Raw genomic sequence first — 25,774 nt, 5'->3', positions numbered from 1 at the left:
TTACATGAATGGTGGGGGTCTCGTTATTTCATTAGATTTTGAGCTGAATTGGGGTGTCCATGATGTATTTCGATATGGACAATATAATAAGAACCTTTATGGTGTACGGAAAGCCTTGCCCAGGATACTAGCGTTATTTGAGCAATATGACATACATGCGACTTGGGCTACAGTCGGATTATTGTTTGCAGAATCAAAGGCAGAAATGGCTCATTATTTACGAGGTATCCCTGTGAAATATGATAACATGCGCTTTGCGGCGCATAGCCAGCTAGCAAAAGTAGGCGAAAATGAACAAGAGGATCTCTTGCATTTTGGGAAATCATTAATTGAGGAGATTAAACGTACACCACATCAGGAAATAGGAAGTCATACCTTTTCTCATTTCTATTGCTTAGAGAATGGTCAAACAGAAGCAGCCTTTTGTGCAGACTTACATGCGACAAAAACGATTAGTGAGGGGTATGTTGCTCCGATGAAATCCATAGTCTTTCCCCGTAATCAAGTAAACAAAGATTATTTAGCAGCGTGTTTAGAAGCGGGCTATGTTTGCTACAGAGGTACCGAAAATCATGTTCTGTATGATGCCCAAAAGTTTACGAAAAAGGGGAGAATTTTGGGTGCCAAAAAGTGGCTAGATAGCTATTGGAATCTAACTGGTCATCATATGGCTACACTGGAGGATATGCAAGAGGACCAACTAATTAATATTCGATCAAGTGCCTTTTTAAGACCTTATTGTAGTCCGTTACGTGTATTCGAGGGTTTAAAAGTAAATCGCATAAAGGAAGGCATGCTCGAAGCTGCTCAGGCACAAGCATTTTATCATTTATGGTGGCATCCTCATAATTTTGGCAAACATCTTGATAAAAATTTAGCTATGCTAGAAGAGCTATTAAGTTATTTTCAGACCTTGCGCAGTCAATATGATTTTCAAAGTTACTCCATGTATGAAGTAGCAGAACTTTGTGAAAGTCGTTCTAAACAGCAGAAGTAGAGGATTCGAGTGCTTTTATTAAAAGTAGAGAATTTTTGGAAACAAAGTTGGGGTTCACATCTTCTTTACGAAGGGTGGCTTGCTCATGAAAGTGGTCCAATATAGCTCTCGAGGTGAGAAAGCCGCTTATAAAGAAGAACAAGGCGTTCTAAAATAGTGGTAACTCTCGTGAAAGACACCAACTCGGGACGAAAAACAAATATTTATTCATATAAAATGGGCAGAGCAAACTGATTTCTAGTTTGCTCTTTTGTTGTATAAGGAGAAAATTTAAAAGAAAAGAGGAAAAAAGAAAAACAGTGACGAAGTTGAATGTACGAATGGTACTATTACTATAGAGGATATATGTTAAGACTTTTTAGGGAGAGCATAAGTTCGTATAGGTCAATTTAACTTGAATAGAAAAGATATAAAGGTGGTAGATGAATATGTTTATACAACCAGAATGCCAATGGAAGCAAGAAAATGGATCAGCGATGCATCAATGGATAAAGCAGCAGCTAAATCCGAACCCGAATGATGTGGATATTGTCGTATATGGTGCTCTTTTATCGTATGCCAGTGGAGCCTCAACAAAAGCGCAATACCCAACAGCATTTCGGAAAGCTTGGCCAAGCTTTCAATCGTATAATTTAGATGAGCAGATAAATTTACGTGCGCTATCAGTCGTTGATATAGGAGATGTGGCGATTCATGAACAAGATAGAATGCTTTCAGAATCGGCCATCGAGGCGGCAGCGGAAAATTTAAGTATCGCCTTTCAAAAAAGCTTTACTTGTTTGATTGGAGGCGATCATGCCATTACAGCATGCTCACTAAAAGGCATAAAGAATGCTTTTCCACAAGATCGGATTGGCATTATTCAAATTGATACGCATCTAGATGCAAGAAATCAAGAGGAGGTTGGTTTAGCGCAAGATTCGCCAATCCATCAGTTAATGGCAGCAGGGGTTGTGGAGGGGAAACATGTGTATAATGTCGGTCTGCATGGCTTTTTTAATTCTCCTGAAATGATTCATTATGCAAGAGAGCAAGGGATTCATATGATTACGTTAAAGCAAATGCGACGTGATGGTATTCAGCTCACAATCCGCGAAATGCTACGTCAGCTTATGTATGAGGTAGATCGCATTTATGTTTCCGTTGATTTAGATGCTCTTGATATTATGTTTGCGCGCGATGTTCCGGCAGCAACACCAGGTGGTTTAACGGCCTATGAATTGTTTGATATTCTTAAACTAATTGGTGAAAATGAAGGGGTTCGTCATATTGATTTTGTTTACGCCGACCCGAAGGAAGGAGTGCTGCGTCCAGAAACTGTTAAGATTGGAGTGACAGCTTTTTTACAATGGTTAACAGGGATTCAACTGGATCACCGCAATCGCATCTCGAAAAAAGGGAAGGTTATGTTGTAAAGTAAGCGTATTTCCGTGTATTAACAATGCTGATTATTGAAAGTTTGCTATAATGTTTAAGTAGAAAACAATAATAGATACAAACTTTGTATTGTAATAGAGAGGAAATATAGCATGACAACAAAACCAAAACTATTGATTATTGACGGGATGGCACTGTTATTCCGGTCATTTTTCGCTTCCGCTGCAATGGGGCATTTTATTCGTCTGGCAGATGGAACACCGACTAATGGAGCCCAAGGATTTGTGCGACATGTGTTAACGGCACAATCGATCATGAAGCCAACGCATATGGCTGTTTGCTGGGATATGGGGGCACATACATTCCGCAATGATTTATATGATGGCTATAAAGCGAATCGCCCAGCACCACCAGAGGAAATGCTCCCTCAATTTGATATGGCGAAAAATTTATCACAGCAAATTGGCTGGCAAAATTTCGGAGTGAAGGGCATGGAGGCTGATGATTTAATTGGCTCGATGATTACCAAATGGCAGGAACAGGCAGATATTACTGTCATTAGTGGTGATAAAGACTTGCTTCAGCTTTTAAGACCATCTACAGAAATTGCTTTTATGAAAAAAGGCTACACAGAATACGATATTTATACACATGCTCGCTTTAAAGAAGAATATAGTATTGAACCAACACAGTTTGCACAGGTTAAAGCCTTTATGGGTGATACAAGTGATGGCTATCCAGGTGTGAAGGGGATTGGTCCTAAGCAAGCACTAACTTTAATCCAAACATATGGCTCGATTGACAAAATTTTAGCGTCGCTCGGTGAATTAAAGCCAGGGCAACGGACAAAAATTCAAGAGAATTTGAACATGCTGAAATTATCCCATGAGCTTGCAACAATTCAAACGAATGTTCCAATTGATGCCGATTTTACAAGCCTTATGTTACCAAACTATGAACCGCAAATTTTTAAAGAGATAGAAGAGAGTGGCTACACGCTAATTGCAAAGCATGCACGCTCATTATATTCCCTTATTTAATGGATCATCACAGAGTATAGCAATATGCTCTGTTTTTTTATGAGAAATGAGTGGAGAGAGCAAATAAGGACGTTTCATTATTTGCCCTACTGAGGTGTTATTTTAACGAACGATAATACTTTGTCATTGTCTTTGTAGAGAGCCTGCCGAATTTGACTGTCACGTTGTGGCCCACCATTATCATGAAATATTAACGATAACGTATCATTTTTTATGGTATAGCCAATAAGCGGTACCCAATGGTAGGCAAAGGTTGATTTTTTATTCTGCCACTGTAGGCTAAAATAGCGGTCAAAACGCATAGCAACAGGGCGACCTGCGTCAATTTCTTGTAAAGCTTCTTTTAGTGAACAAGTTCGAATATCCCAGGTGGGTTGCAGTTCGCGGAGGTTGTGAATCAGTCGCCATTTAAACAAACCAATTTTTGTGCCACCAAGCTGTCGATAAAGCTTATTAATAGAAGGAGCTGAACTGTTCAAATAGTTTAAAATGACGTAAATCGTAGTGGGCCCACAGGCAGAATTTCGATAGCTTGGTGCAATGGATGCATCATATTGTGATGTTCCATATAAAGCCAATTGTTGGTGCATCATGTTTCCCTTCCAAAAAGAGCTGCATTTCAAGAAGAAATGCAGCTCTTTTTTCATTATTATTGTGCAGCTAAAAATTCTGTTACTTGCTGAGGTGTTTTGGCATTGGCACTGTGTAAGTGTGCAAGTTTTTCACCGTTTTGGAAAATCAATAAGCTTGGGATTCCCATAACATCATATTTGTCAGCGATTTCTGGAAGCTCATCACGATTTAGCTCATACCAATCATATTGGTTGTACTCTTCAATGATTGGATCGATGAACATATTCATGCGTGTGCAATCTGGGCACCAGCCAGCGTAAAATTTCACTAGCACCTTTTGGTCACCAGCGATTAGTTCATTAAATTGTTCTGCAGTAGTAATTGTTTTCATCAGTATTCACTCTCCTTGCTTTTCATTCTACACATTTTTCTCTCAACCTGAAAGTTTTCTGTTTGGCTGTTTTGAGCGCTACATATTGTCTGCTTTTAGCTCGTAAAGAACAAAAAAAGATGTATATTGCAAAAATAATTCTTGAAAAAAGATTGCTAAATTAGACAAAATAATCTACACTAAAAACAGAAAAGTAGTTTTATCTTCATTCATTAAGAGTTGTAATGAGAACGGAGATAAACCTTAGTAGTGCTTGGTTGAATGGAGTGAATCTCATCCAACAACAAGACAAAAATCCACTAAGGTACACTTGATATTTTTTTGGCCAAAAAATGAATGGCTATTCATTCAATGGGAGAATAAGGGGGAATTGCTTGTGACTTACAACATTAAAAAAGCAGCTGTTCTAGGTTCTGGGGTGATGGGCTCTGGAATTGCAGCACATTTAGCAAACATCGGTATACCAACATTACTATTGGATATCGCACCGAAGGAACTGACGCAAGAGGAAGAAGCAAAGGGTCTTTCTTTAGCGCATCCAGCTGTAAGAAATCGTATTGTAAACGGAGCTTTGCAAAAGTTATTAAAGCAAAAGCCAGCACCACTTACTTCTAAGAAAAATTTATCACTACTAACGGTTGGCAACTTTGAAGATGATCTAGGGAAACTAAAAGATGTAGATTGGATTATCGAAGTTGTTGTGGAAAATTTACCAATTAAACAAAGTCTCTATGAAAAAATTGATGCTGTTCGTACACCGGGAACAATCATTAGTTCAAACACATCTGGTATTAGTATTGATGCTATGGCAGAGGGACGTTCAGATGATTTTAAAAAGCATTTCCTTGGCACACACTTTTTCAACCCACCTCGCTATTTAAAATTACTAGAGGTGATTCCTGCTAATACAACTGCTCCTGAAGTAGTTAGTTTCATGAAAACATTTGGGGAAGATGTGCTTGGTAAAGGTGTTGTACTGGCGAAGGACACACCAAACTTTATTGCAAACCGCATTGGAACATATGGTTTACTGATCACATTACAGGAAATGTTAAAAGGTGGTTATTCAGTTGGTGAAGTAGACTCTGTAACAGGTCCACTTATTGGTCGTCCAAAATCTGCAACTTTCCGTACACTAGACGTTGTTGGTTTAGATACATTTATTCATGTAGCAAAAAATGTTTACGACCAAACAATAGGTGAGGAACAGCAAGTATTTGCAGTACCCGAGTTTTTACAAAAAATGGTTGAAAACGGCTGGTTAGGTGCAAAATCGGGTCAAGGTTTCTTCTTAAAACAAGGAAAAGAGATACTTGAGATTGATCCAACAACATTATCGTATAGTCCAGCGAAAAAGTTAAAAACAGCTTCTATTGAAATGGCGAAACAAACACGTGGGTTAGCTAATAAAGTGAAGGCATTAACCTATGCAAAGGATCGTACAGGTGAGTTATTGTGGGGGATCTTTGCTCCAACATTAATTTACTCAGCACAGCTACACGGTGAAATTGCAGATGATGTTGTAGCCATTGATAATGCTATGAAATGGGGCTTCGGCTGGCAACAAGGACCATTTGAAATTTGGGATGCTATTGGTGTACAAGAATCTGTAGCAAAAATGGAGGCTGAAGGTCGAGAAGTCCCTGCATTTGTCAAAGAGATGTTAGCGAATGGCTTTGAGACATTTTATTCTGAATTAGATGGCGATTTAGCTTACTATGATGGTTCGCAATATGTGAAAGTTCCAGTCAATGAAAAAGAGATTAACTTAAAGCGCTATAAGAAAAAGCATGGCGTTATTAAATCAAACACAGGTGCTAGTTTAATAGATTTAGGTGATGGAGTTGCACTGCTTGAGTTCCATTCACAATCGAACGCAATCGGTTTAGATATTATCCAAATGATTAACTTTGCGGTTGATGAAGTAGAGGCTAACTATAAGGGCTTAGTAATCGGCAATCAAGGGAAAAACTTCTGTGTAGGTGCAAATCTAGGGATGATTTTAGTAGAAGCACAGGATGATAATATTTTTGAGCTAGATTTCGTGATTAAGGCATTCCAAGATGCTATGCAAAAAATCAAATATTCACGTAAGCCTGTTGTGGCAGCACCTTTTGCCATGACATTGGGTGGAGGAGCAGAGGTTTGCTTACCAGCTGCACATATTCAAGCAACGATGGAAACGTATATGGGCTTAGTGGAAGTTGGCGTTGGTTTAATTCCAGGCGGCGGTGGTAATAAAGCGCTTTATCAAAAATTCCTAAAGGGCTTACCGAACGGCGTAGATGTAGACTATCAACATATTGCTAATAAAGTATTTGAAACAATTGCAATGGCGAAGGTTTCAACTTCTGGTGAGGAAGCACGTGAAAATAACTTCTTAAACTTTGCAGATGGTATTTCTGTTAACCCAGACCATCAACTATATGATGCGAAGCAAGCTGCATTAGCGCTTTACGAAGCGGGCTATCAACCACCTGTTCCAACAAAAGTGCCAGTGGTCGGTGCATCAGGCTACGGAACATTACTCATCGGTGCGCAAGGCATGTTTGAGTCAGGTTTTATTAGCGAACATGATTTAAAAATTGCTAAAAAATTAGCTTATGTCATTGCGGGTGGTAAGGTTCCGTACGGTACATTAGTTGACGAACAGTATCTATTGAACTTAGAGCGTGAGGCTTTCCTTAGCCTTGTTGCTGATCCACTTTCTCAGCAAAGAATGCAACACATGCTGTTAAAAGGTAAACCACTTCGTAACTAATTGACAAAATAGATCAATCTTGCACATGAAACAAAGGGGGATTAATACGATGCGTGAAGCCGTTATTGTAGCAGGAGCACGAACTCCAATTGGAAAAGCAAAAAAAGGTTCTTTAGCAACAGTAAGACCAGATGATTTTGGTGCTGTTGTAGTCAAAGAAACATTGAAAAGAGCGGGCTATGAAGGACCGATTGATGATTTAATTTTAGGCTGTGCGATGCCTGAAGCAGAGCAAGGGATGAATGTAGCACGTAGTATTGGGGCACTAGCAGGATTACCAGATACAACTCCTGCGCTAACGATTAATAGATTTTGTTCATCAGGTTTACAGGCAATTGCGTATGCAGCAGAACGAATTATGCTAGGTCATTCAAAGGTGATTCTAGCTGGCGGTGTCGAGTCTATGAGTATGGTGCCGATGGTGGGGAATACACCACGCTTAAATCCGACATTAGCTGAAACGGCTCCGCAATATTATATGGGTATGGGGCATACGGCTGAGGAAGTGGCTCGCCAGTACAATGTTAGTCGTGAAGATCAAGATGCTTTTGCAGTTCGCTCGCATGTTCTTGCTGAAAAGGCGATTAAAGAAGGCAAATTCAATGATGAAATTGTACCAATCGAAGTGGAACAGCATTACGTAGACGATCACAATAAACCACAAGTAAAAAAATTTACATTTAGTATGGATGAAGGTGTACGACCAGGTACATCAGTTGAAGGCTTAGCAAAATTGCGTCCAGCTTTCCATGTAAAGGGCAGTGTAACGGCTGGTAATGCCTCTCAAACTTCTGATGGTGCAGCAACTGTACTAGTGATGGATCGTGAGGAGGCCGAACAGCAAGGACTGACACCAATGGCAAAATTCCTAGGCTTTGCAGTTGGTGGTGTGCCTCCTGAAGTAATGGGAATTGGTCCGATTGTGGCAGTACCTAAAGCGTTAGAAATTGCAGGTTTATCCATAGATGACATTGATTTATGGGAAATCAATGAAGCATTTGCTTCTCAATCATTACAGGTAGTACGTCATTTAGGCATCGACCAAGAAAAAGTCAATGTCAATGGTGGAGCAATTGCATTAGGTCACCCTCTAGGTGCTACAGGAGCTATTTTAACGTTAAAGCTTATTCATGAATTGAAGCGTCAAGGGAAGAAATATGGCGTGGTGACAATGTGTATTGGCGGCGGCATGGGTGCTGCTGGTGTATTTGAAATTTTATAAAATTTTCTAGATCAGCTTGAGGTGTACGGTTTACGGTTGCCTCCGAACATGTTCACATCAAGCTTTTCTATACATGTTCATTTGGGGATTAAACAATCAAAATAGATATATTGGGAGGAATTTATCATGACTGAAAAAACAACTGATTTCATTAAAGGCGGCGGATTTCTAATTGAAGATGTGGAATTAAATCGTGTATTTACACCAGAAGATTTCACTGACGAGCATAAGATGATTGCTAAAACAACAGAGGAATATGTAGCAAATGAAGTTTTACCAGTAGTTGAAAATTTAGAGCACCATGAATTTGAGCATTCAGTGCGTCTCCTAAAAAGTGCAGGCGAATTAGGTTTGCTTGGAGCAGATGTGCCAGAAGAATATGAAGGGCTTGGACTAGACAAAGTTTCTTCAGCTTTAATTGCTGAGAAAATGTCTGTTGCAGGTGGTTTTTCCATCACACATGGTGCACATGTTGGGATTGGTTCACTACCAATCGTTCTATTTGGTAATGAAGATCAAAAGAAAAAATATTTACCTAAGCTTGCTTCAGGTGAATTAATCGCAGCATACGCATTAACAGAGCCAGGCTCAGGTTCAGATGCTCTAGGGGCAAAAACGACTGCGAAATTAAATGAGGCAGGCACACATTATATTTTAAATGGTGAGAAGCAATGGATTACAAATGCAGGTTTTGCTGACGTATTTGTTGTTTATGCAAAAATTGATGGTGATAAATTCTCTGCCTTTATCGTAGAACGTGCCTACAATGGCGTTTCAGTAGGCCCGGAAGAGAAGAAAATGGGGATTAAATCATCGTCAACTCGTACATTAGTATTAGAAGATGCGGAAGTACCTGTAGAAAATCTATTAGGTGAAATTGGTCGTGGGCATGTCATTGCCTTCAACATTTTAAATATTGGTCGTTATAAGCTTGGTGTGGGCACAATTGGTGGCTCTAAACGTGCATTGGAGTTAGCTATCCAGTATACAAACCAACGTCAGCAATTTAAAACAAAGCTTTCTGATTTCAATCTAACAAAAGAGAAATTGTCAACAATGGCTTCTCAATTGTACGCGTCCGAATCATTAAACTATCGTACTGTTGGTCTATTTGAGGATCGTTTAAGCCAGTTAAGCCTTGAAGAGCAAAAGCAAGGAAAAGTAATTGCAGGTGCTATTGCTGAGTATGCAATTGAATGCTCTATTGCGAAAGTATTTGGGTCGGAAACATTAGATTATATTGCAGATGAAGCCGTACAATTACATGGCGGTTATGGCTTTATGGCTGAATATGAGGTAGAGCGTATTTACCGTGATTCTCGTATTAATCGAATTTTTGAAGGTACAAATGAAATTAACCGCATGATTGTCCCTGGCACATTTATGAAAAAGGCGCTAAAAGGCGAGCTTCCTTTATTACAAGTTGCTCAAAATTTACAGCAAGAGCTGCTAATGTTAATGCCAGAAGACATCGGTACAGAGCCACTAGCACAAGAAAAATATTTAGTGAAAAATGCTAAGAAGATTGCTGTATTAGCTGCAGGCTTAGCAGCACAACGCTTTGGTGCGAAGCTTGATCAGGAGCAAGAGGTATTAGTGAATATTGCTAATATCGCTAACCAATTATTTGCAATGGAGTCAGCTGTCTTACGTACAGAAAAGGCAATTGCTCGTGATGGCGCTGAAAAAGCACAGCAGAAATTGCTATACACGCAAATCTTCTGCCAAGAAGCATTCACAGAAATCGAAAAAGAAGCAAAAGACACAATTCTTGCTTCAGCAGATGGCGATGCAGCACGTATGACATTATCTGCACTTCGTAAATTAACACGCAATAATCCTTATAACTTAATTGCGAAGAAACGTGAAGCTTCTGTTAAACTAATCGAAGCTGAAAAATATATTGTTTAATAGCATACTCTTTCACTTAGCTATCTGTAAGAGGATAGCTAGGTTTTTTTATGAGAGATGGATAGAAGCGTGAAACTGACGGATAGAACAGCTAGATTGACGGATAAAATGGAGAAAGTGATGAATAGAACAGCAAAACGGATGGATAGGCTTACGAAAATGAGAGAAGTTCCACCATTCGAAACAATTATGATGGTATACTACAGAAAAAGACAGTAGAGGAGCATTTTAATGACGATTCAATTTATCCATTATCCGAAATGTACGACATGTAAAAAAGCACAAAAGTGGTTAAATGATCATGAGGTTTCCTATGAAGAGGTACACATTGTAGAGCAATCGCCAACAAAGGATGAAATAAAAGCCATTTGGCAAGCCAGTGGACTGCCTTTGAAGAAATTTTTTAATACATCGGGTATGAAATATCGTGAGCTTGGTTTAAAGGACAAGCTAGCGGAAATGACTGAAGATGAGCAGCTGGAGCTACTTGCTTCTGATGGGATGTTAATCAAACGTCCAATCGTAACGGATGGCCAAAAAGTAACGCTAGGGTTTAAAGAATCAGATTTTGAGCAAACTTGGAAATAGCCGTATTTAAACAGGATCGAACGACTCTTCTAACCGAGATAAAGTCACCGGCAGATGTCACAAATTTTTAACAGAGATGTATTTCAAGTAACTTGAAAAAATTGTGGACTGCAATTAAGCTCGCACGTAATTGAATCTTGTTTTTATAGGAGAAGTATGGCACACTGAAAGTGAATATATTACATATTTATGGAGGGGTTTTTTGCATGAGCACACCTAAAGACTTACGTTATTCTGAAGAACATGAATGGGTAAAAACAGAAGATGGAAAAGTACGTATTGGTATTACTCACTTCGCACAATCTGAATTAGGAGATATCGTTTTCGTTGAGCTTCCACAAGTTGGCGACGAAATCAAAACAGATGATCCATTCGGTAGCGTAGAATCAGTTAAAACTGTTTCTGAATTGTATGCACCAATCTCAGGTACTGTAGTTGAAGTAAATGCAGATTTAGAAGATAGCCCAGAATTCGTTAATGAATCACCATATGAAAAAGCATGGATGATCGTTGTGGAGCCTGCTGATGCATCAGAAGTTGAAAAACTAATGACAGCAGAGCAATACGAAGAAATGATCGCTGAATAAGACAAGCTATAATCGAAAAACGTCGGAAACTACCGGCGTTTTTTGTTATATAATGACTTATAAGTGGGTATGTCTAAATGGAGGTGGCGTAATGTTCGAGGGAAAATGCTTAATAGTAGAAGGACGCTCAGATAAGCTACAAATTGAGCCAATTTTAAATGAGAATGTTACAATACTATGTACGAATGGTACAATTGGTGTGCATCAATTAGAAGAGCTGCTCGATCCCTATGAGAGCTGTGAGCTATTTACTTTTTTTGATGCAGATACTTCAGGCGATAAGCTGCGTGCATTAATGGACAGACATTATCCAGAGGCAGAGCATTTACGTACAATGCCAACCTATAAGGAAGTAGAGACGACACCAAGAAAAGTGTTAGCGATGATATTACTGCGTGCACATTTTTCAATCCATAATGAATATATTTTGTAAGGTTGCGTGAGGAAATGGAAGAATGGTCAAAAGAGCAGTGGGAAACGGCTAAACAGTCGGGACAGAAAGCTGCATTTTATTTATATACACCGATGTGTGGAACGTGTGCAGTGGCATCTAAAATGATGGCCATTATTGAACAATTACTGCCACAGCTACCAATAGGTAAAGCGAATATAAATTTTTTAGAGCATGTTGCTGTTGAGCATCAAATTGAAAGTGTTCCGTGTTTACTTGTTAGTGATGGCGGAAAAGTGACAGATAAGATTTATGCTTTTCAATCCGTACCATTTTTATACGAATTGTTAAAAAAATCAATTGACTGAACTTTACTAGCGTGGTAAAGTATCAAATATATTACTAAAACATTAAATATATCGAACTCTTATAAAGAGTGGCGGAGGGAAGTGCCCTATGAAGCCCGGCAACCATCACAAAGTGAAAAGGTGCCAAATCACTCAAAGATTTTTCTTTGAAAGATGAGAGAACGGTTTAACGTTATTATACGTGACCCCTTCTACTTGTCTGTGAGTGAAGGGGTTTTCTATATGAGAAAAGGAGTATTCGCTATGATCCAGCTTCAAAATATTACGAAGAAGTACAAAACAGCAAATGGCGAATTAACGGCAGTCAAAGACGTCAACCTTACCATCAATAAAGGTGAAATTTTTGGCATTATCGGCTATAGTGGCGCTGGTAAGAGTACCATGATTCGTTTATTAAACGGTTTAGAGAAACCGACAACAGGAACAGTAACGGTGAACAGTCAAGAGTTTTCATCGATTAAAGGGCAAAAGCTTAGAGCAGCTAGACAAAAGGTAAGTATGATTTTCCAACATTTCAATTTACTTTGGTCTAGAACAGTTGCCGAAAATATTGCATTTCCACTAGAAATAGCAGGTGTTTCAAAGGCTCAACGTGAAGCACGAGTGAAGGAATTAATTGCACTTGTTGGTCTAGAGGGACGTGACAGGGCATATCCATCCCAGCTTTCTGGTGGACAAAAGCAGCGTGTAGGGATTGCCCGTGCATTAGCGAATAATCCAGAGGTTTTACTATGTGATGAGGCGACTTCCGCACTCGATCCTGAAACGACGGATGCCATTCTTGATTTACTCGTTGATATCAATGAACGTTTAGGCCTAACAATCGTTTTGATTACCCATGAAATGCATGTCATCCGCAAAATTTGTCATCGTGTAGCGGTCATGGAGGCAGGCGAAATAGTGGAACGTGGTGAGGTATTGCAAGTTTTCCAAGCACCACAAGCGGCTATTACTAAAAAATTCGTATCTCAGATTACAGATACAAAGGAAACACAGGATACGGTGGCACAAATCAAAACAAATTATCCAACTGGACAACTTGTCAAACTGATTTTTGTTGGTGAAAAGACCGAGCAGCCGGTTATCTCACATCTTGTGAAACAATTTGATGTAGAAGTAAGCATTGTTCATGGTAATATTTCGCAAACGAAAAACGGTGCATACGGTACACTGATTGTGCAAATTGATGGCTCGAAAACAAATGTGGCTGAAGCCCTTCGTTATTTAAATACAGTCGAAGTACAAACGGAGGTGATCGCAAATGCTAACTAATCTTTTTCCAAACGTAGACTGGGAAAATATGTGGCAAGCTATGTATGAAACATTGTACATGACGGCAATTTCTACAGTTGTCACATTTATTCTTGGGTTAGTCATTGGGATCGTTCTATTTTTAACAAGCCCTAATCAGCTATGGGCTAATAAAATGGTTAACTTTTTAACGGGTTCAATCGTTAATATTTTCCGCTCCATCCCATTTATCGTGTTAATTATTTTATTAATTCCATTTACGAAATTCTTACTTGGTACGATTCGGGGAGCAAATGCGGCATTACCTGCTCTAATTATTGGTGCAGCCCCGTTCTACGCTCGTATGGTATTGATTGCGTTACGTGAAATAGATAAAGGTGTCATTGAAGCAGCCCGTTCAATGGGGGCAAAAACATCCACAATTATTTGGAAAGTACTGATCCCTGAATCTTTACCAGCACTAATTTCAGGAATTACTGTAACGGCTGTTGCCCTCGTTGGTTATACTGCAATGGCAGGGATTATCGGTGCAGGTGGTCTTGGTAACTTAGCTTTCCTAGACGGCTTCCAACGAAACCGCCAAGATGTGACATTAATGGCAACTATTCTGATCTTAGTAGTTGTATTTATCATTCAATGGATTGGTGATCTCATAACGGTGAAGATCGATAAACGTTAGTAAGACTAAAAGAGGTTATTCCGGTTCTAACCGCTAACATATTTGAAACAAATAAAAGGGAGTGTCATAAATGAAAAAGTTATTAGCAGGATTATTTTTATCTATACTTGTACTAGCATTAGCAGCTTGTGGTACAGATAAAAAGGAAGATGCCAATTCAGCATCTGATCAAACAGATAGTAAAGACAATGTAACATTAAAAGTAGGTGCTTCTAATACACCACACGCAGTCATCCTAGATAAAGCAAAACCAATTTTAGCTAAAGAAGGCATCGACCTTGAAATTGAAACTTATACAGATTATGTTCTTCCAAACCAAGATCTAGATTCAAAAACACTTGATGCAAACTATTTCCAACATATTCCATACTTGGAGCTACAAATTAAAGATAATGGCTATGATTTCGTGAATGCTGGTGGCGTTCATATTGAACCAATCGGTATTTACTCAAAAAAATATAAAACTTTAGAAGATCTGCCTGAAGGCGCAACAATCTTACTTTCTAACTCAGTATCAGACCACGGTCGTATGCTATCATTACTGGAAGCTAAAGGCTTAATTAAATTAAAAGAAGGTATTGATAAAACGGCAGCAGAAATAAAGGATATTGAAGAAAATCCTAAAAATTTTAAATTCGATGCGAATACTGCACCAGAAATGCTTGTACAAATGTATGAAAATGATGAGGGCGATGCAGTACTTATCAACTCTAACTTTGCGATCGATAATGGTTTAAATCCAATCGAAGATGCTATTTCTCTTGAAGACAAAGAATCTCCATATGTGAATATCATCGCAGTACGTGCAGGCGACGAAACAAGACCAGAAATTAAAAAATTATTAGAAGTATTAACTTCTAAAGAAATCCAAGACTTCATTTTAGAAGAATGGAAAGGTGCAGTAGTACCAGTACAATAATTCAAAGGGTAAGTGAGTGATCTAACTCGCTTACTTTTTTAATAGCCCCCTCAAGTATCGCTTATTAATGGTACTTGAGGGGGTTATTTTTATTGCAATTATTAAAAAGTTGATTTATCAACTATTAACATCAATCAGTGTTGTTTTTAATCAAATTATTTTAGAGTTAGAAAGTAATTCTGAAATTATTTGTTAAATAGGATGAACATTATTGCACAAATATTATTAAATTACATAAAATGTAGGTGTTTATGATTATATTTTATAATTGTTTAGAAATTGTTTAGTTATAATTAGTACTATATAAATGTTGATGAAGTTTTTTTGAGTTAAATTTATTTTTTTAATCTATTTTGACTAGAAAAATCATACGTAAGTATGTAGCGATGAAAGGAGTCTGTACAGTACGATGATGAGAAGTGACAAATTACTTTGCAGAATGCTTGCCATGAATAACTATGGTCAAACGAAGCTGTAACGAAAAGAACGATGACAATGGACTACTAGATTAGATAAAGGAGTAATTTTTTATGACAATTGAAACGACATCATTAAGCAAAGCTTTATCAAAAAAAATCCACACAAAAAAAGCTACAATTGGGGTTATTGGACTTGGCTATGTAGGGTTACCATTTGCAGTGGAAATGGTTCAAAGTGGGTTTCAGGTAATAGGCTTTGATAAAAACCAAGATAAAATCATGCAGTTACAAAATGGTCATAGTTATATCGCTGATCTACCTAAAGAAAATATACAGCAAATGCTAAAGAGTAATCAATTTGAGCCAACGAATGATTTTTCTAAGCTTTCACAAGTGGATGTCGTTATGATTTGTGTGCCTACACCTACTACTGCAGAAGGAACTCCCGATATTTCATATATAAAAGAAGCAACACATACCATCGGACAATATATCAAGACGAATGGGTTAGTTATTCTTGAAAGCACAACGTATCCTGGGACAACAGAAGAAATTGTCCAGCCTATTTTAGAAAACTATGGTTTTGTGATTGGTCAAAATTTATTTTTAGCCTATTCACCAGAACGTGTGGATCCAGGAAATATCAACTTTTCCGTATCAAATACGCCTAAAGTGGTTGGTGGAATAACTGCAGCATGCTTAGAAGTATCAAAGATCTTTTATGAAACAGTCATTCATACCAATGTTTGTCCTGTTTCAAGCCCAAGAGTGGCTGAGATGGAGAAATTGCTGGAAAATACATTTCGTCAAATTAATATTGCCCTTGTCAACGAGTTAAGTCAGATTTGCTACAAAATGGATATCGATATTTGGGAAGTCATTCATGCAGCTTCTACAAAGCCATATGGTTTTATGCCATTTACACCTGGACCAGGAGTAGGAGGGCATTGTATTCCAGTCGATCCTAAATACTTATTGTGGGCAGGACAACAACACGGGATCTCGGCAACGCTAATTGAAGCGGCAGATAAAGTCAATGATTCCATGCCTCATTTTGTGGTGAACAGATTAGAAAACTACTTACGTCTACAAAGTAAAGAGCTGTGTAAGGCAAACATTGTTGTCATTGGCGTTACTTATAAGCCCAATATAAATGATTCACGTGAATCTCCAGCACTTCGTGTTATTCAACAACTACTAGATAATCAGTGTCAGTTAAAGATTATCGATCCTTTTATTGAAACCTTTTCTGTAGAGCAAGCTCTTGTCAAGACGGACCTACTAACAGTAGAAATAATCCAACAGGCAGACGCAGTATTAATTTTAACGAATCATTCAGATATTGATTACTCTTTAATTGACCAACAGGCTTCTTTAATTTTTGATACACGAAATACCCATTTTCTGTTTAAAAATAAAAATTATTACAAATTATAAGGAGAATTCATGGGAAATGAAACAACTTAAACTATGTGGTCTGCTCATTCTACTGTTGTTAGCAGGCTGTCAATCTGCTCCTAAAGAAACGATTCACCCAGTTGATTCTACCATAGACGTCAAAAAATCTGATGGTACTATGAGTGACTTAATCAGTCATGCCAATATAGTTGTGCCAAAGGTTGCCTTAACATTTAATGGCTTCGCAGATAATGAAACGATGGAGTTACTACTGACAAAATTAGATGAATCGAATATGAAAGCAACCTTTTTTCTAGAGGGGATGCGTGTTGCTCAGGAGCCAGAGCTTGTTAAAGAAATATTAAAAAGGGGACATGAGGTGCAAAATGGTACATTGACATTTCCAGATGTATCAACTTTAGATTATGACCAAACGTATGAAGAAATCGTTTTAACCAATCAAATTTTTAAAGAGCATTTAGGTTATACACCACAATTTGTTCGCAGTCGCTCAGGTGATGTTACCGATAATATGCGCTTAGCAGCAGCAGCACTAAATATGAAGGCCGTTATTGGATTATCTATTAATCCACTTGATCGAAAAATGCAAAGTGCTCAGGAATTGATCGACTATATCGGCCAATATATTGATAGGGGCTCTATTATTCATCTCAACACATACATTAACCCTGCTATTATGGATGCCATTCCTTTATTAGCCCAATTAGCGAATGAACGGGAGTATACCTTTACTACTTTAAGTGATTTATTAGATGAGCGCTATTTAACAAAGTCTGTAGAAGAGATAGCTGGTTATGATGCTGTTAGCCCCAATTTAAATTATGAGCAGGTCAAGCCGAATTTATATTATCGGAAAGAGACGACTAAAAAGGAGATTGCGATTACTTTTGATGACTGGGCACATGAAAAAAGAGTAAAAGAAGTGTTGGATATTTTACGTAAATATGAAATCAAAAGCACCTTTTTCTTGATCGGTAGTGGCGTGGAGAAAAATCCACAATTAGCAAAGATGATTGTAGAGGAAGGTCATGAGGTAGCTAGTCACTCCTATTACCATCTAGATGTTACGAAAATGACACCCGAAGATTTACAGGACGATTTAGTAAAAGCACATAGGGCTTTGACCTATGCGCTACAAGAGCCACCTCTACTCTATTTTAGACCAGCACAAGGCATAATGGATGAGCGAACAGCCAAAATCATCACTGCTGCGGGCATTAAAACGATTGCTATGTATGATATAGCTTCTTTTGATTGGAATTTAGAGTATACAGCACAAGACATTTATGATCGAGTGATGTCTAGGGTCGGGCCAGGAAAGGTCATTGTCATGCACATTTTAGATGGAACTAATACGGTAGAAGCACTGCCACTCATCATTGAAAAGCTGCAACAAGATGGTTACAGCTTTAGTAAAATGTCGACTTGGATTGAAGAAGATTCAAATAGGGATGTGAATGAATGATGAAAACGAAAAAAGAGGTTTTAACCATACCACGCTCTGATCGTCGGATTTTATCAAATATTCCTGATCCCGAAAATGTACGGAGCCTTGTCAATCGGCGTGGCGCATCCTACCAGAAAGATGAAATTGATCCTGCCGATGTGAATGAAATTTATCGGCTCCAACAACTAAGCTTGCGCTATGAAACTCATTTTGAGGTGCAAATTAAACGAGCACGACGTCAAGTGAGTTCAGACAAATACTATGCGGAGGATATTTCAGTAACAGGTATCCTTGTTTACACGAATCAGCCCCATCATTTACTCATCGATGAAATTTTAACAATGAATTTTACAATACCAGGTGGAGCGATGCCTGAGGGCTATGAAGCTAAAGTAAAGTTAAAGGCTAAGGTTAAACGTTTTTTTACGAAAGAGATAGATGGACAAATCCGGTATTACGTTGCCTGTGAATTTTTACAGCCTTTGAATGAATATATGACAAAAAAACGTTGGGGCATTTCTATTTTTATGGCCAGTTTATTTTTATTGGTTGTATCACTTATTGTCATGTTAATGCGAGCCGAAAGTGTGATTTACTTTAGGTTTAATAAATTTTTATATTTATATAGTATTATTGCGGCTACGTTTCTACTAAGTAGATATATATTTGGTATTTTCTATAAGAATGTACCAATCAATCCGAAGTTTGAACCAGGTGTATCGATTATTATCCCCGTGTTTAATGAGGAAGAATGGATTCATCGCACAATTTCAAGCTGTATCAATCAATATTATCCAGTAGATAAATTAGAAGTCATTGTTGTGGATGATTGTTCAACAGATCGTACGGAAGAAAAGGCAAAGGACATGATTGACCTTATTCATCAAGAGGGCCAGCGTTTTAGGACAAATGATCGCTTACAGTTTTATAAGCTGCCACAAAATGGAGGGAAACGGGAAGCGTTAGTAGCTGGTGTTCATCAAGCAAAGCATGATTTAGTTGTTTTTGTGGATTCAGATAGCTTTTTAGAGCCACATGCAATCCGCAATTTAGTACAGCCATTTCAAGATCCTAAAATGGGCGGTGTAGCTGGCCGAACTGAGGTTGAAAATAAATTTACGAATGCTCTAACGAAATTACAAACGGTCCGTTATTATATCGCCTTCCGCATTATGAAAGCGGCTGAATCATGGTTTGATACGGTTACTTGCTTATCTGGGCCATTAGCATGTTATCGAAAAGAGCTTATTTTAAAAAATGAAAAGGCCTGGCTCAATCAAAAATTTCTTGGTCAGCCAGCGACATTTGGTGATGATCGCAGTATGACTAACTATATTTTGAAAACGCATCGAACAGGTTATCAGGACAATGCCATTTGCTCAACGATCGTACCCTCTGACACAAAAGTTTTTTTATCACAGCAAATGAGATGGAAACGCTCTTGGCTAAGAGAATCATTACGAGCATTTTTATTTATGTGGAAAAAAGAACCGTTTATGTTCCTTTTCTTCATTATTGGTTTAATTGTGCCGATTGCTGCACCAATTGTCGTTGTTTATAACTTAATTTATGTACCACTGATGTATGGTATTTTTCCAACCACTTTTTTAATTGGCTTACTACTAATGGCCATGCTAATGAGTTTGGCTCATTTATTCTTTAGAAAAAGTAAATTATGGGGATTTGGCTTTATCTTTGTTCTCTATTATGAATTTATTTTGCTTTGGCAGATGCCAGTTGCTTGGGTGACGTTTTGGAAATCTACATGGGGGACAAGGGAGACACCTCAGGACATTCTCGCGAAAGAAAAGAAAATGGAAAAGCAAAAATTACGAAAATCCCGATTTTCGATGTTAAAAATTAGAAAAATGGGTGAGAAGGAATGAATGAGAGAAATATAGAACTCCAGCCAGCAAAAAAAAATCGTCGAAAAATCATCCGTTCAATCGTGCAATTAATCATTGTAGTTTTGTTAGCTGTTATTTTAATAAAAGCTGTATTTTTAACAGAGAAACGAACAGCTGAAACGGTACCATTAAACAATAAAGAGGGCTTTATTGCCCTTTCCTATTTCGGTGTGAGTAGAAATGATTCACCTAAATATGTGTCCAAAAAGAATTTAGAAGAACAATTAACATTGCTAGAAAAGCAAGGTTATCAAACCATTACGCAACAGGATATTTTAGATTTTTATCAAAAAGATAAACCATTGCCAGAAAAAGCATTGTATTTATCGTTTGAGGATGGACGAACAGACTCCAGTATTTTTGCTCAAAATATTATGGAAAAATTAAATTATAAGGCGACGATGTTTACGTATGCTAATAAAATGGATACGCGAGACAATAAATTTTTAAAGCCTAAAGATTTAAAGCTAATGGAACGAAGCGGTTATTGGGAGCTAGGATCTAATGGATATAGGCTAACCTATATTAATATTTTTAATGATAAGGGACAGTCTCTTGGTGTGATTGATGAAAATAATGTACCAAATAAAACAACGATAGAATACTATAACCACTATTTAATGGACTTTATTCGAAATCAATATATGATTCCAAGTGAAACACGATTAGAGATGGAAAAACGCATTCGCAAGGATTACACATTGATGGAGGAAATTTATCAACAGGAGTTTGGCGAAGTGCCGAAAGCCTATGCAATTATGCATGCCAATTCACTGTATAACAATATGGACCCACTTGTTCAGCATGTCAATGATAAGGAAATTAAAGACAAGTTTCGTATGCACTTCAATTTAGAGTTAGGTGCCTATAATGATCGAGAGGCAGATTTGTATAATTTAAATCGCTTGCAAGTCTCCCCCTATTGGTCAACCAATCATGTCATGATGAAAATCCGTCAAGCTAGTAAACAAAATGTTGAATTCAAAATAGGGGATCTTTCATTAGCACAGAAGTGGGATGTAATGAACGGTGCTGCTGAATTTGAAAATAATGAAGTTACGTTAACATCAGCACCATCAAGTGAAGGGAGAATTCTCTTTAAGGAAGCCTTACCCGAAAACTATCAGGCGCATTTTACTTTTAAGGGAAATGTTGTGGGTCAGCAAACCTTCTATATTAATTACGATGAAAAAACGAATAGCTATTTGCGAGTTGCATTAGTAGATAATGAGATTGTGATTAGCGAAAAATTACCAGGAGCAGGAATTGTTGAAAAGCAGCGTTTTCAGTTAAATGAAATAAAATGGAATGAAGAGGAATATGCCTTTAACAAAGCGACCGTTTATTCCTATCAAGATACACAAAATGGGTCACGGATTAATGACAAAGAATACCCAAGAAACTTAACGAAAAAAAGAGTATTTAACATTACCGTGAATAAGGATAAAATAGAAATAGATGTTGATAATGTATTATCCGAGACCGTTCAAATAAATCCATTGTTACAAGGGTCACAAATTGGATTTGGTGCATTGTACAGTAAAAAGGATACTTCACATGAACAGTATGCAGATGATATTTACGATACATTGATAGAGGATATATTAATTACAGACAGTAAAGATCAAACCATATTTACGAACCAATATACGAATTTTGAGAAGGTGAAGCATAAAACCATCACCATGTTTAATCATGTTGTGGATTTCTTTATTGAAACCTTCTAAATCGGGGTGAAATTTGATTCAAGTGAAGAACTTTGTATTGTTTATATGTATAGCACTACTATTTATCACTGCTTGTAGTAATAGTAAAGAGCCACCAGCTGAAGCAAAGGTAGGAATAAAGGACAAGGAGAAGCTTCGATTGTCCATCTGGTTACCAGAATGGCAAAATAAATCTGCGATGGAGGATGTGAAAAATTCTCTAGATGGATTACAAGATATACGGGTTTTCGGTGCTTATTTTAATAGCAAAGATGAACTATTATTAACTGAAAATGCGATTGACATGCTACAACAAACGCAGCAACAATTTAATGATTCCCATCCTGTAATCCTAACGCTTATCAATGATTATGTAACAGATAATGCCCCTTCTGTTCAAAAGGACAGTACGCTTTTGCATAGACTCGTGCAGGATTCTTCTGCGAGGCAAAAGCATATCAATAATATTTTGCAAGTAGTCGATCAATACCAAGTGAGTGGCATTGAGATTGATTATGAAAAGGTAGCACAGAAAGACCTTCGAAACTACATTCTTTTTTTAAAAGAGCTGTACAAAGCTCTTTCAAAAAAGGATGTGACATTACATGTCGTTCTAGAGCCAAGTTTTCCATTTAATATGAAATTGCCAAATGGACCAATCTATACTGTCATGGCCTATAATGTTCATGGCTATCATAGTGGTCCAGGTGCGAAGGCCACTTACTCTTTTCTCAATGATTTAGTGAGAAAAGTGAAGAAGTCCAATCAGGATTTAGCGATTGCCTTTGCTACAGGAGGCTTTGATTGGGTAGCCGAAGGTCAAATTGTTGCTTTAACAGAGCTTGAGGCTGAACAACTATTAGCAGAAACGAATGCAGTGAAGCAGCGTGATAAGGGGAGTGGAGCCGTTTATTTTACGTATGTAGATCATGACAATGACAGTCATGAGGTTTGGTATGCAGATCAAGAAACACTTGAGAAATGGGTAAACTATATACAAAAAAGAAGCTATCATGACGTGGTGCTATGGCGTGCTGGAGGCTTAGGTGCAAGAACTTTACAATGGATCAGTGAGCAATCAATTGAATAGCATTCATGCAAAAAAATCGCCTTTTCAGGCGATTTTTTTCATAGTATTGAAAGTGAAAGGTGAAAAGGGCTTTTCGTTTTAGGAAACTTGCTTTCCGCTTGTTGTGCAGAATAAAAGCAGTTGCCCCCTGTCACGCTATCCTACGGGAGTCAAGTAGTCTGCCACTCTCATCTGCAAAGTGATAAAGGTTGCACAAATAAAATGATGGTGTTCATTACTCATTTAATCGATGGCTGTTGGGACCAATACTTCTTCACATTGAAAATAATAGCCTATCCTTTCTCTAATAATAGGCTATGTTCCTTAAGTTAGTAAGAAAGACAAAATGCAGTATGGTTGATTAGAGTAGAGCCAGCGTCACTCCTAGGGATTAGCGTCACAGCGGAGACCTGGAGCGAACGCGGTGAGTGAAGCGGCTCATCGGATGCCCCTTGGAAAGGATGCTGGCGGAACGGAAATCAACCTCTCGCCTTGTCAAAAAGTCTTTCTCTGCTATTGACATCGCCTTTTTATTGGAATTGGGAAAGACGAGAAAAGAAATGTTTCACAAAATCTAAAAAGATTGCTTCAGATGGTGCGATTTCTCGATTTACGGGTGAGATAATGCCAACAGTTCTAGGTATTGTGGGTGATTCAATTGGAACCTTGACGGTAAATCGAGCGGCTGAATCATATAAGGAGCTTTCAGGTAATAGACTAACACCTATACCAGCAGCTACTAAACCTTTCAGTGCATCCAAATCCTCACCTTCTGAAATAACATTTGGTAAGAAGCCTGCAGCACGGCAAGCATCCATAGCTACTTTATGTAATATATAGCCATCTGGAAATAAGACAAATAAATCGTTTTTCAACTCTGCTAGCTGAATACTTTCCCTTTTAGCTAATGGGTGATTAGCGGGTAGTAGTGCGGCGATGTTCTCAGTGAACAGAATTGTGGACTGAATGGATTCGTCCTTAGGGGGCAATGGTCCCAAAAAGGCTAGGTTTAACTCCCGGTTTTTGACCGCATCAATTAAAAATCGATAAGATCCTTGACGTAGTTGGAATTGTAAATCGGGGTATTCTCGTTTAAAGGCGGATATAACAGTAGGCAGAACATAGCTAGCCAAACTTGTTGGAAAGCCAATTTTAATAGAACCTTTGGCAGGATCCAAATATTCTTCTACTTGCTTTGCCGCAAAATCAATGGCCTTTAAGGCTGTAATGGTATGCTCAAGAAATGTTTTCCCAATGGGAGTTAATTTCACATTTCGACCAACGCGCTCGAACAACGGCGTGCCTAATTCATCTTCAAGGTTTGCGATTTGCCGACTGATGGCAGATTGGGCTACATGAAGATGCTCCGCGGCCTCTGAAATATGCTCCCGTTCAGCAACCTCTACAAAATAGCGTAATTGACGTAACTCCACAAACATTCACCTCTATTAATCTAAAAATAAGATTGATTTTACCTTAATTATATATTATTTAAGATGAAAAATGATTGTAAATGTCAAAATAATAATTAGAATATTATGTTATCTTGAGAGATGGATTTGGTTATTGAAGTCTAGAAGAAACTTTGCTTAAAATATCTTGTTTTTAATTGATTCCATTTTAATGAAATAGGTTATAGTATAGTTATGGTTGTTTATGCAAATTTGTCATAAAACCGCTACAATTAACACTTTCCAAGGGGTTTTCACTATGTAGCTAGATGAAATCTATTCTCAATTAGGGATATTTCATTGAAAATGAAGAAAGTCTATTCTCATTGTCTAGCTGAACTAGTAATAATCTGAAAATGCTTATAAATCCTTTGTTTTTCAATATTTTATTTGAGAAATGGGAAAGTAATTGAAATGGTTTGCATAGAGAACGATTTTCAGTTAAGATTAGAATGATAATAATTAAGGAATGGTTGACCCATTCACTGAACACTATGGAGGTATTTTCATGTCAACTTTAGTTATTAAAGATCTTCACGTTGCGATCGACGGGAAAGAGATTTTAAAAGGCGTAAATCTTACAATTAATACAAATGAAATTCACGCAATCATGGGGCCAAACGGAACTGGTAAATCGACACTAGCTTCTGCAATTATGGGTCATCCTAAATATGAAGTCACTTCAGGTACTGTAGAGCTTGATGGCGAAGATGTACTTGAAATGGAAGTGGACGAGCGTGCTCAAGCTGGTTTATTCCTAGCAATGCAATATCCATCAGAAATTGCTGGTGTAACAAATGCTGATTTCTTACGTTCGGCGATTAATGCACGTCGTGAAGAAGGCGATGAAATTTCATTAATGAAATTTATTCGTGAATTAGATAAAAATATGGATTTCCTAGAAATGCATGAAGATATGGCTCAACGTTATTTAAATGAAGGTTTCTCTGGCGGTGAGAAAAAACGTAATGAGATTCTTCAATTAATGATGATTAAACCAACATTTGCAATTTTAGACGAAATTGACTCTGGACTTGATATTGATGCATTAAAAGTAGTATCAAAAGGCATTAACGCAATGCGCGGTGAAGGCTTTGGCTGCTTAATGATCACACACTATCAACGTCTATTAAACTACATTACTCCAGATCATGTACACGTAATGATGCAAGGACGTGTTGTAAAATCTGGTGGTGCAGAGCTTGCACAACGCTTAGAAGCAGAAGGCTATGATTGGATTAAAAAAGAATTAGGTATCGAAGAAGAAGCAGAAGAACAAGAAGCATAAGAAGGAGGACGAA

At 37.8% G+C, this 25,774-nt stretch carries 22 protein-coding genes and 1 riboswitch; of the genes, 19 read left to right on the top strand and 3 right to left on the bottom strand.

Annotation, left to right across the window (positions count from 1 at the left end; translation table 11 throughout):
* Nucleotides 1-4: 4 nt before the first annotated feature.
* From MHI04_RS17835 to MHI04_RS17825, 3 genes are all read left to right on the top strand, one after another.
* Nucleotides 5-997 carry a polysaccharide deacetylase family protein gene (locus MHI04_RS17835; RefSeq protein ID WP_058844822.1) on the top strand — a complete coding sequence of 331 codons (993 nt, stop codon included), beginning with the start codon at nucleotides 5-7 and terminating at the stop codon, nucleotides 995-997.
* A 422-nt stretch (nucleotides 998-1,419) separates the two neighbouring features.
* Complete coding sequence (locus MHI04_RS17830) at nucleotides 1,420-2,412, top strand: agmatinase family protein (protein WP_334312329.1); 993 nt, start codon at nucleotides 1,420-1,422, stop codon at nucleotides 2,410-2,412.
* A gap of 114 nt (nucleotides 2,413-2,526) precedes the next feature.
* Nucleotides 2,527-3,414, top strand: a complete 888-nt coding sequence (locus MHI04_RS17825) for a 5'-3' exonuclease (RefSeq protein ID WP_271910815.1) — start codon at nucleotides 2,527-2,529, stop codon at nucleotides 3,412-3,414.
* Between the two features lie 86 nt (nucleotides 3,415-3,500).
* On the opposite strand, the gene MHI04_RS17820 is transcribed toward MHI04_RS17825, so the two are convergent.
* Nucleotides 3,501-4,004: a C39 family peptidase gene (locus tag MHI04_RS17820; RefSeq protein WP_271913619.1), complete on the bottom strand. Its 504-nt coding sequence runs from the start codon at nucleotides 4,002-4,004 to the stop codon at nucleotides 3,501-3,503.
* A gap of 59 nt (nucleotides 4,005-4,063) precedes the next feature.
* Nucleotides 4,064-4,378 (bottom strand): thioredoxin family protein, encoded by a 315-nt coding sequence (locus MHI04_RS17815; protein WP_036119622.1) that lies wholly within the window; start codon nucleotides 4,376-4,378, stop codon nucleotides 4,064-4,066.
* A 376-nt stretch (nucleotides 4,379-4,754) separates the two neighbouring features.
* Between MHI04_RS17815 and MHI04_RS17810 the strand changes: the two genes are divergently transcribed.
* The 15 genes from MHI04_RS17810 to MHI04_RS17740 all read left to right on the top strand — a co-directional run bounded on the left by MHI04_RS17810 (nucleotide 4,755) and on the right by MHI04_RS17740 (nucleotide 23,043).
* Nucleotides 4,755-7,139 (top strand): 3-hydroxyacyl-CoA dehydrogenase/enoyl-CoA hydratase family protein, encoded by a 2,385-nt coding sequence (locus MHI04_RS17810; protein WP_342535059.1) that lies wholly within the window; start codon nucleotides 4,755-4,757, stop codon nucleotides 7,137-7,139.
* 49 nt (nucleotides 7,140-7,188) lie between these two features.
* The gene (locus MHI04_RS17805) at nucleotides 7,189-8,361 is read left to right on the top strand and encodes an acetyl-CoA C-acetyltransferase (protein ID WP_058844823.1); all 1,173 of its coding nucleotides are present in this window, start codon (nucleotides 7,189-7,191) and stop codon (nucleotides 8,359-8,361) included.
* A 126-nt stretch (nucleotides 8,362-8,487) separates the two neighbouring features.
* Nucleotides 8,488-10,272 (top strand): acyl-CoA dehydrogenase family protein, encoded by a 1,785-nt coding sequence (locus MHI04_RS17800; RefSeq protein WP_036119631.1) that lies wholly within the window; start codon nucleotides 8,488-8,490, stop codon nucleotides 10,270-10,272.
* Between the two features lie 231 nt (nucleotides 10,273-10,503).
* Nucleotides 10,504-10,860, top strand: coding sequence for an arsenate reductase family protein (locus MHI04_RS17795; protein WP_330493983.1), 357 nt, complete (start codon nucleotides 10,504-10,506; stop codon nucleotides 10,858-10,860).
* A gap of 206 nt (nucleotides 10,861-11,066) precedes the next feature.
* Nucleotides 11,067-11,447 carry a glycine cleavage system protein GcvH gene (gene gcvH / locus MHI04_RS17790; RefSeq protein ID WP_036119635.1) on the top strand — a complete coding sequence of 127 codons (381 nt, stop codon included), beginning with the start codon at nucleotides 11,067-11,069 and terminating at the stop codon, nucleotides 11,445-11,447.
* Nucleotides 11,448-11,538: 91 nt separating this feature from the next.
* Nucleotides 11,539-11,880 (top strand): TOPRIM domain-containing protein, encoded by a 342-nt coding sequence (locus tag MHI04_RS17785; RefSeq protein ID WP_036119638.1) that lies wholly within the window; start codon nucleotides 11,539-11,541, stop codon nucleotides 11,878-11,880.
* A gap of 14 nt (nucleotides 11,881-11,894) precedes the next feature.
* Complete coding sequence (locus MHI04_RS17780; protein WP_036119641.1) at nucleotides 11,895-12,206, top strand: thioredoxin family protein; 312 nt, start codon at nucleotides 11,895-11,897, stop codon at nucleotides 12,204-12,206.
* A gap of 56 nt (nucleotides 12,207-12,262) precedes the next feature.
* Nucleotides 12,263-12,366: riboswitch (SAM riboswitch) on the top strand.
* 83 nt (nucleotides 12,367-12,449) lie between these two features.
* Nucleotides 12,450-13,478, top strand: a complete 1,029-nt coding sequence (locus MHI04_RS17775; protein ID WP_036119655.1) for a methionine ABC transporter ATP-binding protein — start codon at nucleotides 12,450-12,452, stop codon at nucleotides 13,476-13,478.
* A complete protein-coding gene (locus tag MHI04_RS17770; protein ID WP_036119643.1) occupies nucleotides 13,468-14,136 on the top strand; it encodes a methionine ABC transporter permease in 669 nt (222 codons plus the stop codon). Before MHI04_RS17775 ends, MHI04_RS17770 begins: the two co-directional genes overlap by 11 nt.
* Nucleotides 14,137-14,206: 70 nt before the next feature.
* Entirely contained in the window at nucleotides 14,207-15,055 is an 849-nt protein-coding gene (locus tag MHI04_RS17765; protein WP_036119645.1) for a MetQ/NlpA family ABC transporter substrate-binding protein, read from the top strand.
* A gap of 530 nt (nucleotides 15,056-15,585) precedes the next feature.
* Nucleotides 15,586-16,911, top strand: coding sequence for a nucleotide sugar dehydrogenase (locus MHI04_RS17760; RefSeq protein ID WP_058844825.1), 1,326 nt, complete (start codon nucleotides 15,586-15,588; stop codon nucleotides 16,909-16,911).
* A 16-nt stretch (nucleotides 16,912-16,927) separates the two neighbouring features.
* Nucleotides 16,928-18,358, top strand: coding sequence for a polysaccharide deacetylase family protein (locus tag MHI04_RS17755; RefSeq protein WP_330493982.1), 1,431 nt, complete (start codon nucleotides 16,928-16,930; stop codon nucleotides 18,356-18,358).
* A complete protein-coding gene (locus MHI04_RS17750; protein ID WP_330493981.1) occupies nucleotides 18,355-20,226 on the top strand; it encodes a glycosyltransferase in 1,872 nt (623 codons plus the stop codon). Before MHI04_RS17755 ends, MHI04_RS17750 begins: the two co-directional genes overlap by 4 nt.
* Nucleotides 20,223-21,974 carry a polysaccharide deacetylase family protein gene (locus MHI04_RS17745; protein WP_271910802.1) on the top strand — a complete coding sequence of 584 codons (1,752 nt, stop codon included), beginning with the start codon at nucleotides 20,223-20,225 and terminating at the stop codon, nucleotides 21,972-21,974. Before MHI04_RS17750 ends, MHI04_RS17745 begins: the two co-directional genes overlap by 4 nt.
* A gap of 22 nt (nucleotides 21,975-21,996) precedes the next feature.
* On the top strand, nucleotides 21,997-23,043 hold the full coding sequence (locus tag MHI04_RS17740) for a glycosyl hydrolase family 18 protein (protein ID WP_342535058.1): 1,047 nt from the start codon (nucleotides 21,997-21,999) through the stop codon (nucleotides 23,041-23,043).
* A gap of 509 nt (nucleotides 23,044-23,552) precedes the next feature.
* Here MHI04_RS17740 and MHI04_RS17735 read toward each other — a convergent pair.
* Nucleotides 23,553-24,455: a LysR family transcriptional regulator gene (locus MHI04_RS17735; protein ID WP_036119678.1), complete on the bottom strand. Its 903-nt coding sequence runs from the start codon at nucleotides 24,453-24,455 to the stop codon at nucleotides 23,553-23,555.
* Nucleotides 24,456-24,975: 520 nt separating this feature from the next.
* On the opposite strand from MHI04_RS17735, the gene sufC reads away from it, so the two are divergent.
* A complete protein-coding gene (sufC, locus tag MHI04_RS17730) occupies nucleotides 24,976-25,761 on the top strand; it encodes a Fe-S cluster assembly ATPase SufC (protein ID WP_089934132.1) in 786 nt (261 codons plus the stop codon).
* The last annotated feature ends 13 nt before the right edge of the window (nucleotides 25,762-25,774 follow it).

Source organism: Lysinibacillus sp. FSL K6-1151, assembly GCF_038630755.1.
Classification (GTDB): Bacteria; Bacillota; Bacilli; order Bacillales_A; family Planococcaceae; genus Lysinibacillus; species Lysinibacillus fusiformis_D.
Note: the sequence above shows the minus strand (reverse complement) of the source record. Positions and strands in the feature narration are given on the sequence as shown.

What these genes read in the sequence shown, in the direction of transcription:
- MHI04_RS17825 (WP_271910815.1), top strand. Translation starts at nt 2,527, where the DNA reads ATGACAACAAAACCAAAACTATTGATTATTGACGGGATGGCACTGTTA.
- MHI04_RS17770 (WP_036119643.1), top strand. Translation starts at nt 13,468, where the DNA reads ATGCTAACTAATCTTTTTCCAAACGTAGACTGGGAAAATATGTGGCAA.
- MHI04_RS17830 (WP_334312329.1), top strand. Translation starts at nt 1,420, where the DNA reads ATGAATATGTTTATACAACCAGAATGCCAATGGAAGCAAGAAAATGGA.
- MHI04_RS17795 (WP_330493983.1), top strand. Translation starts at nt 10,504, where the DNA reads ATGACGATTCAATTTATCCATTATCCGAAATGTACGACATGTAAAAAA.
- MHI04_RS17835 (WP_058844822.1), top strand. Translation starts at nt 5, where the DNA reads ATGAATGGTGGGGGTCTCGTTATTTCATTAGATTTTGAGCTGAATTGG.
- gcvH (WP_036119635.1), top strand. Translation starts at nt 11,067, where the DNA reads ATGAGCACACCTAAAGACTTACGTTATTCTGAAGAACATGAATGGGTA.
- MHI04_RS17755 (WP_330493982.1), top strand. Translation starts at nt 16,928, where the DNA reads ATGAAACAACTTAAACTATGTGGTCTGCTCATTCTACTGTTGTTAGCA.
- MHI04_RS17820 (WP_271913619.1), bottom strand. Translation starts at nt 4,004, where the DNA reads ATGCACCAACAATTGGCTTTATATGGAACATCACAATATGATGCATCC.
- MHI04_RS17765 (WP_036119645.1), top strand. Translation starts at nt 14,207, where the DNA reads ATGAAAAAGTTATTAGCAGGATTATTTTTATCTATACTTGTACTAGCA.
- MHI04_RS17750 (WP_330493981.1), top strand. Translation starts at nt 18,355, where the DNA reads ATGATGAAAACGAAAAAAGAGGTTTTAACCATACCACGCTCTGATCGT.
- MHI04_RS17785 (WP_036119638.1), top strand. Translation starts at nt 11,539, where the DNA reads ATGTTCGAGGGAAAATGCTTAATAGTAGAAGGACGCTCAGATAAGCTA.
- MHI04_RS17780 (WP_036119641.1), top strand. Translation starts at nt 11,895, where the DNA reads ATGGAAGAATGGTCAAAAGAGCAGTGGGAAACGGCTAAACAGTCGGGA.
- MHI04_RS17745 (WP_271910802.1), top strand. Translation starts at nt 20,223, where the DNA reads ATGAATGAGAGAAATATAGAACTCCAGCCAGCAAAAAAAAATCGTCGA.
- MHI04_RS17815 (WP_036119622.1), bottom strand. Translation starts at nt 4,378, where the DNA reads ATGAAAACAATTACTACTGCAGAACAATTTAATGAACTAATCGCTGGT.
- MHI04_RS17775 (WP_036119655.1), top strand. Translation starts at nt 12,450, where the DNA reads ATGATCCAGCTTCAAAATATTACGAAGAAGTACAAAACAGCAAATGGC.
- MHI04_RS17800 (WP_036119631.1), top strand. Translation starts at nt 8,488, where the DNA reads ATGACTGAAAAAACAACTGATTTCATTAAAGGCGGCGGATTTCTAATT.
- MHI04_RS17760 (WP_058844825.1), top strand. Translation starts at nt 15,586, where the DNA reads ATGACAATTGAAACGACATCATTAAGCAAAGCTTTATCAAAAAAAATC.
- MHI04_RS17805 (WP_058844823.1), top strand. Translation starts at nt 7,189, where the DNA reads ATGCGTGAAGCCGTTATTGTAGCAGGAGCACGAACTCCAATTGGAAAA.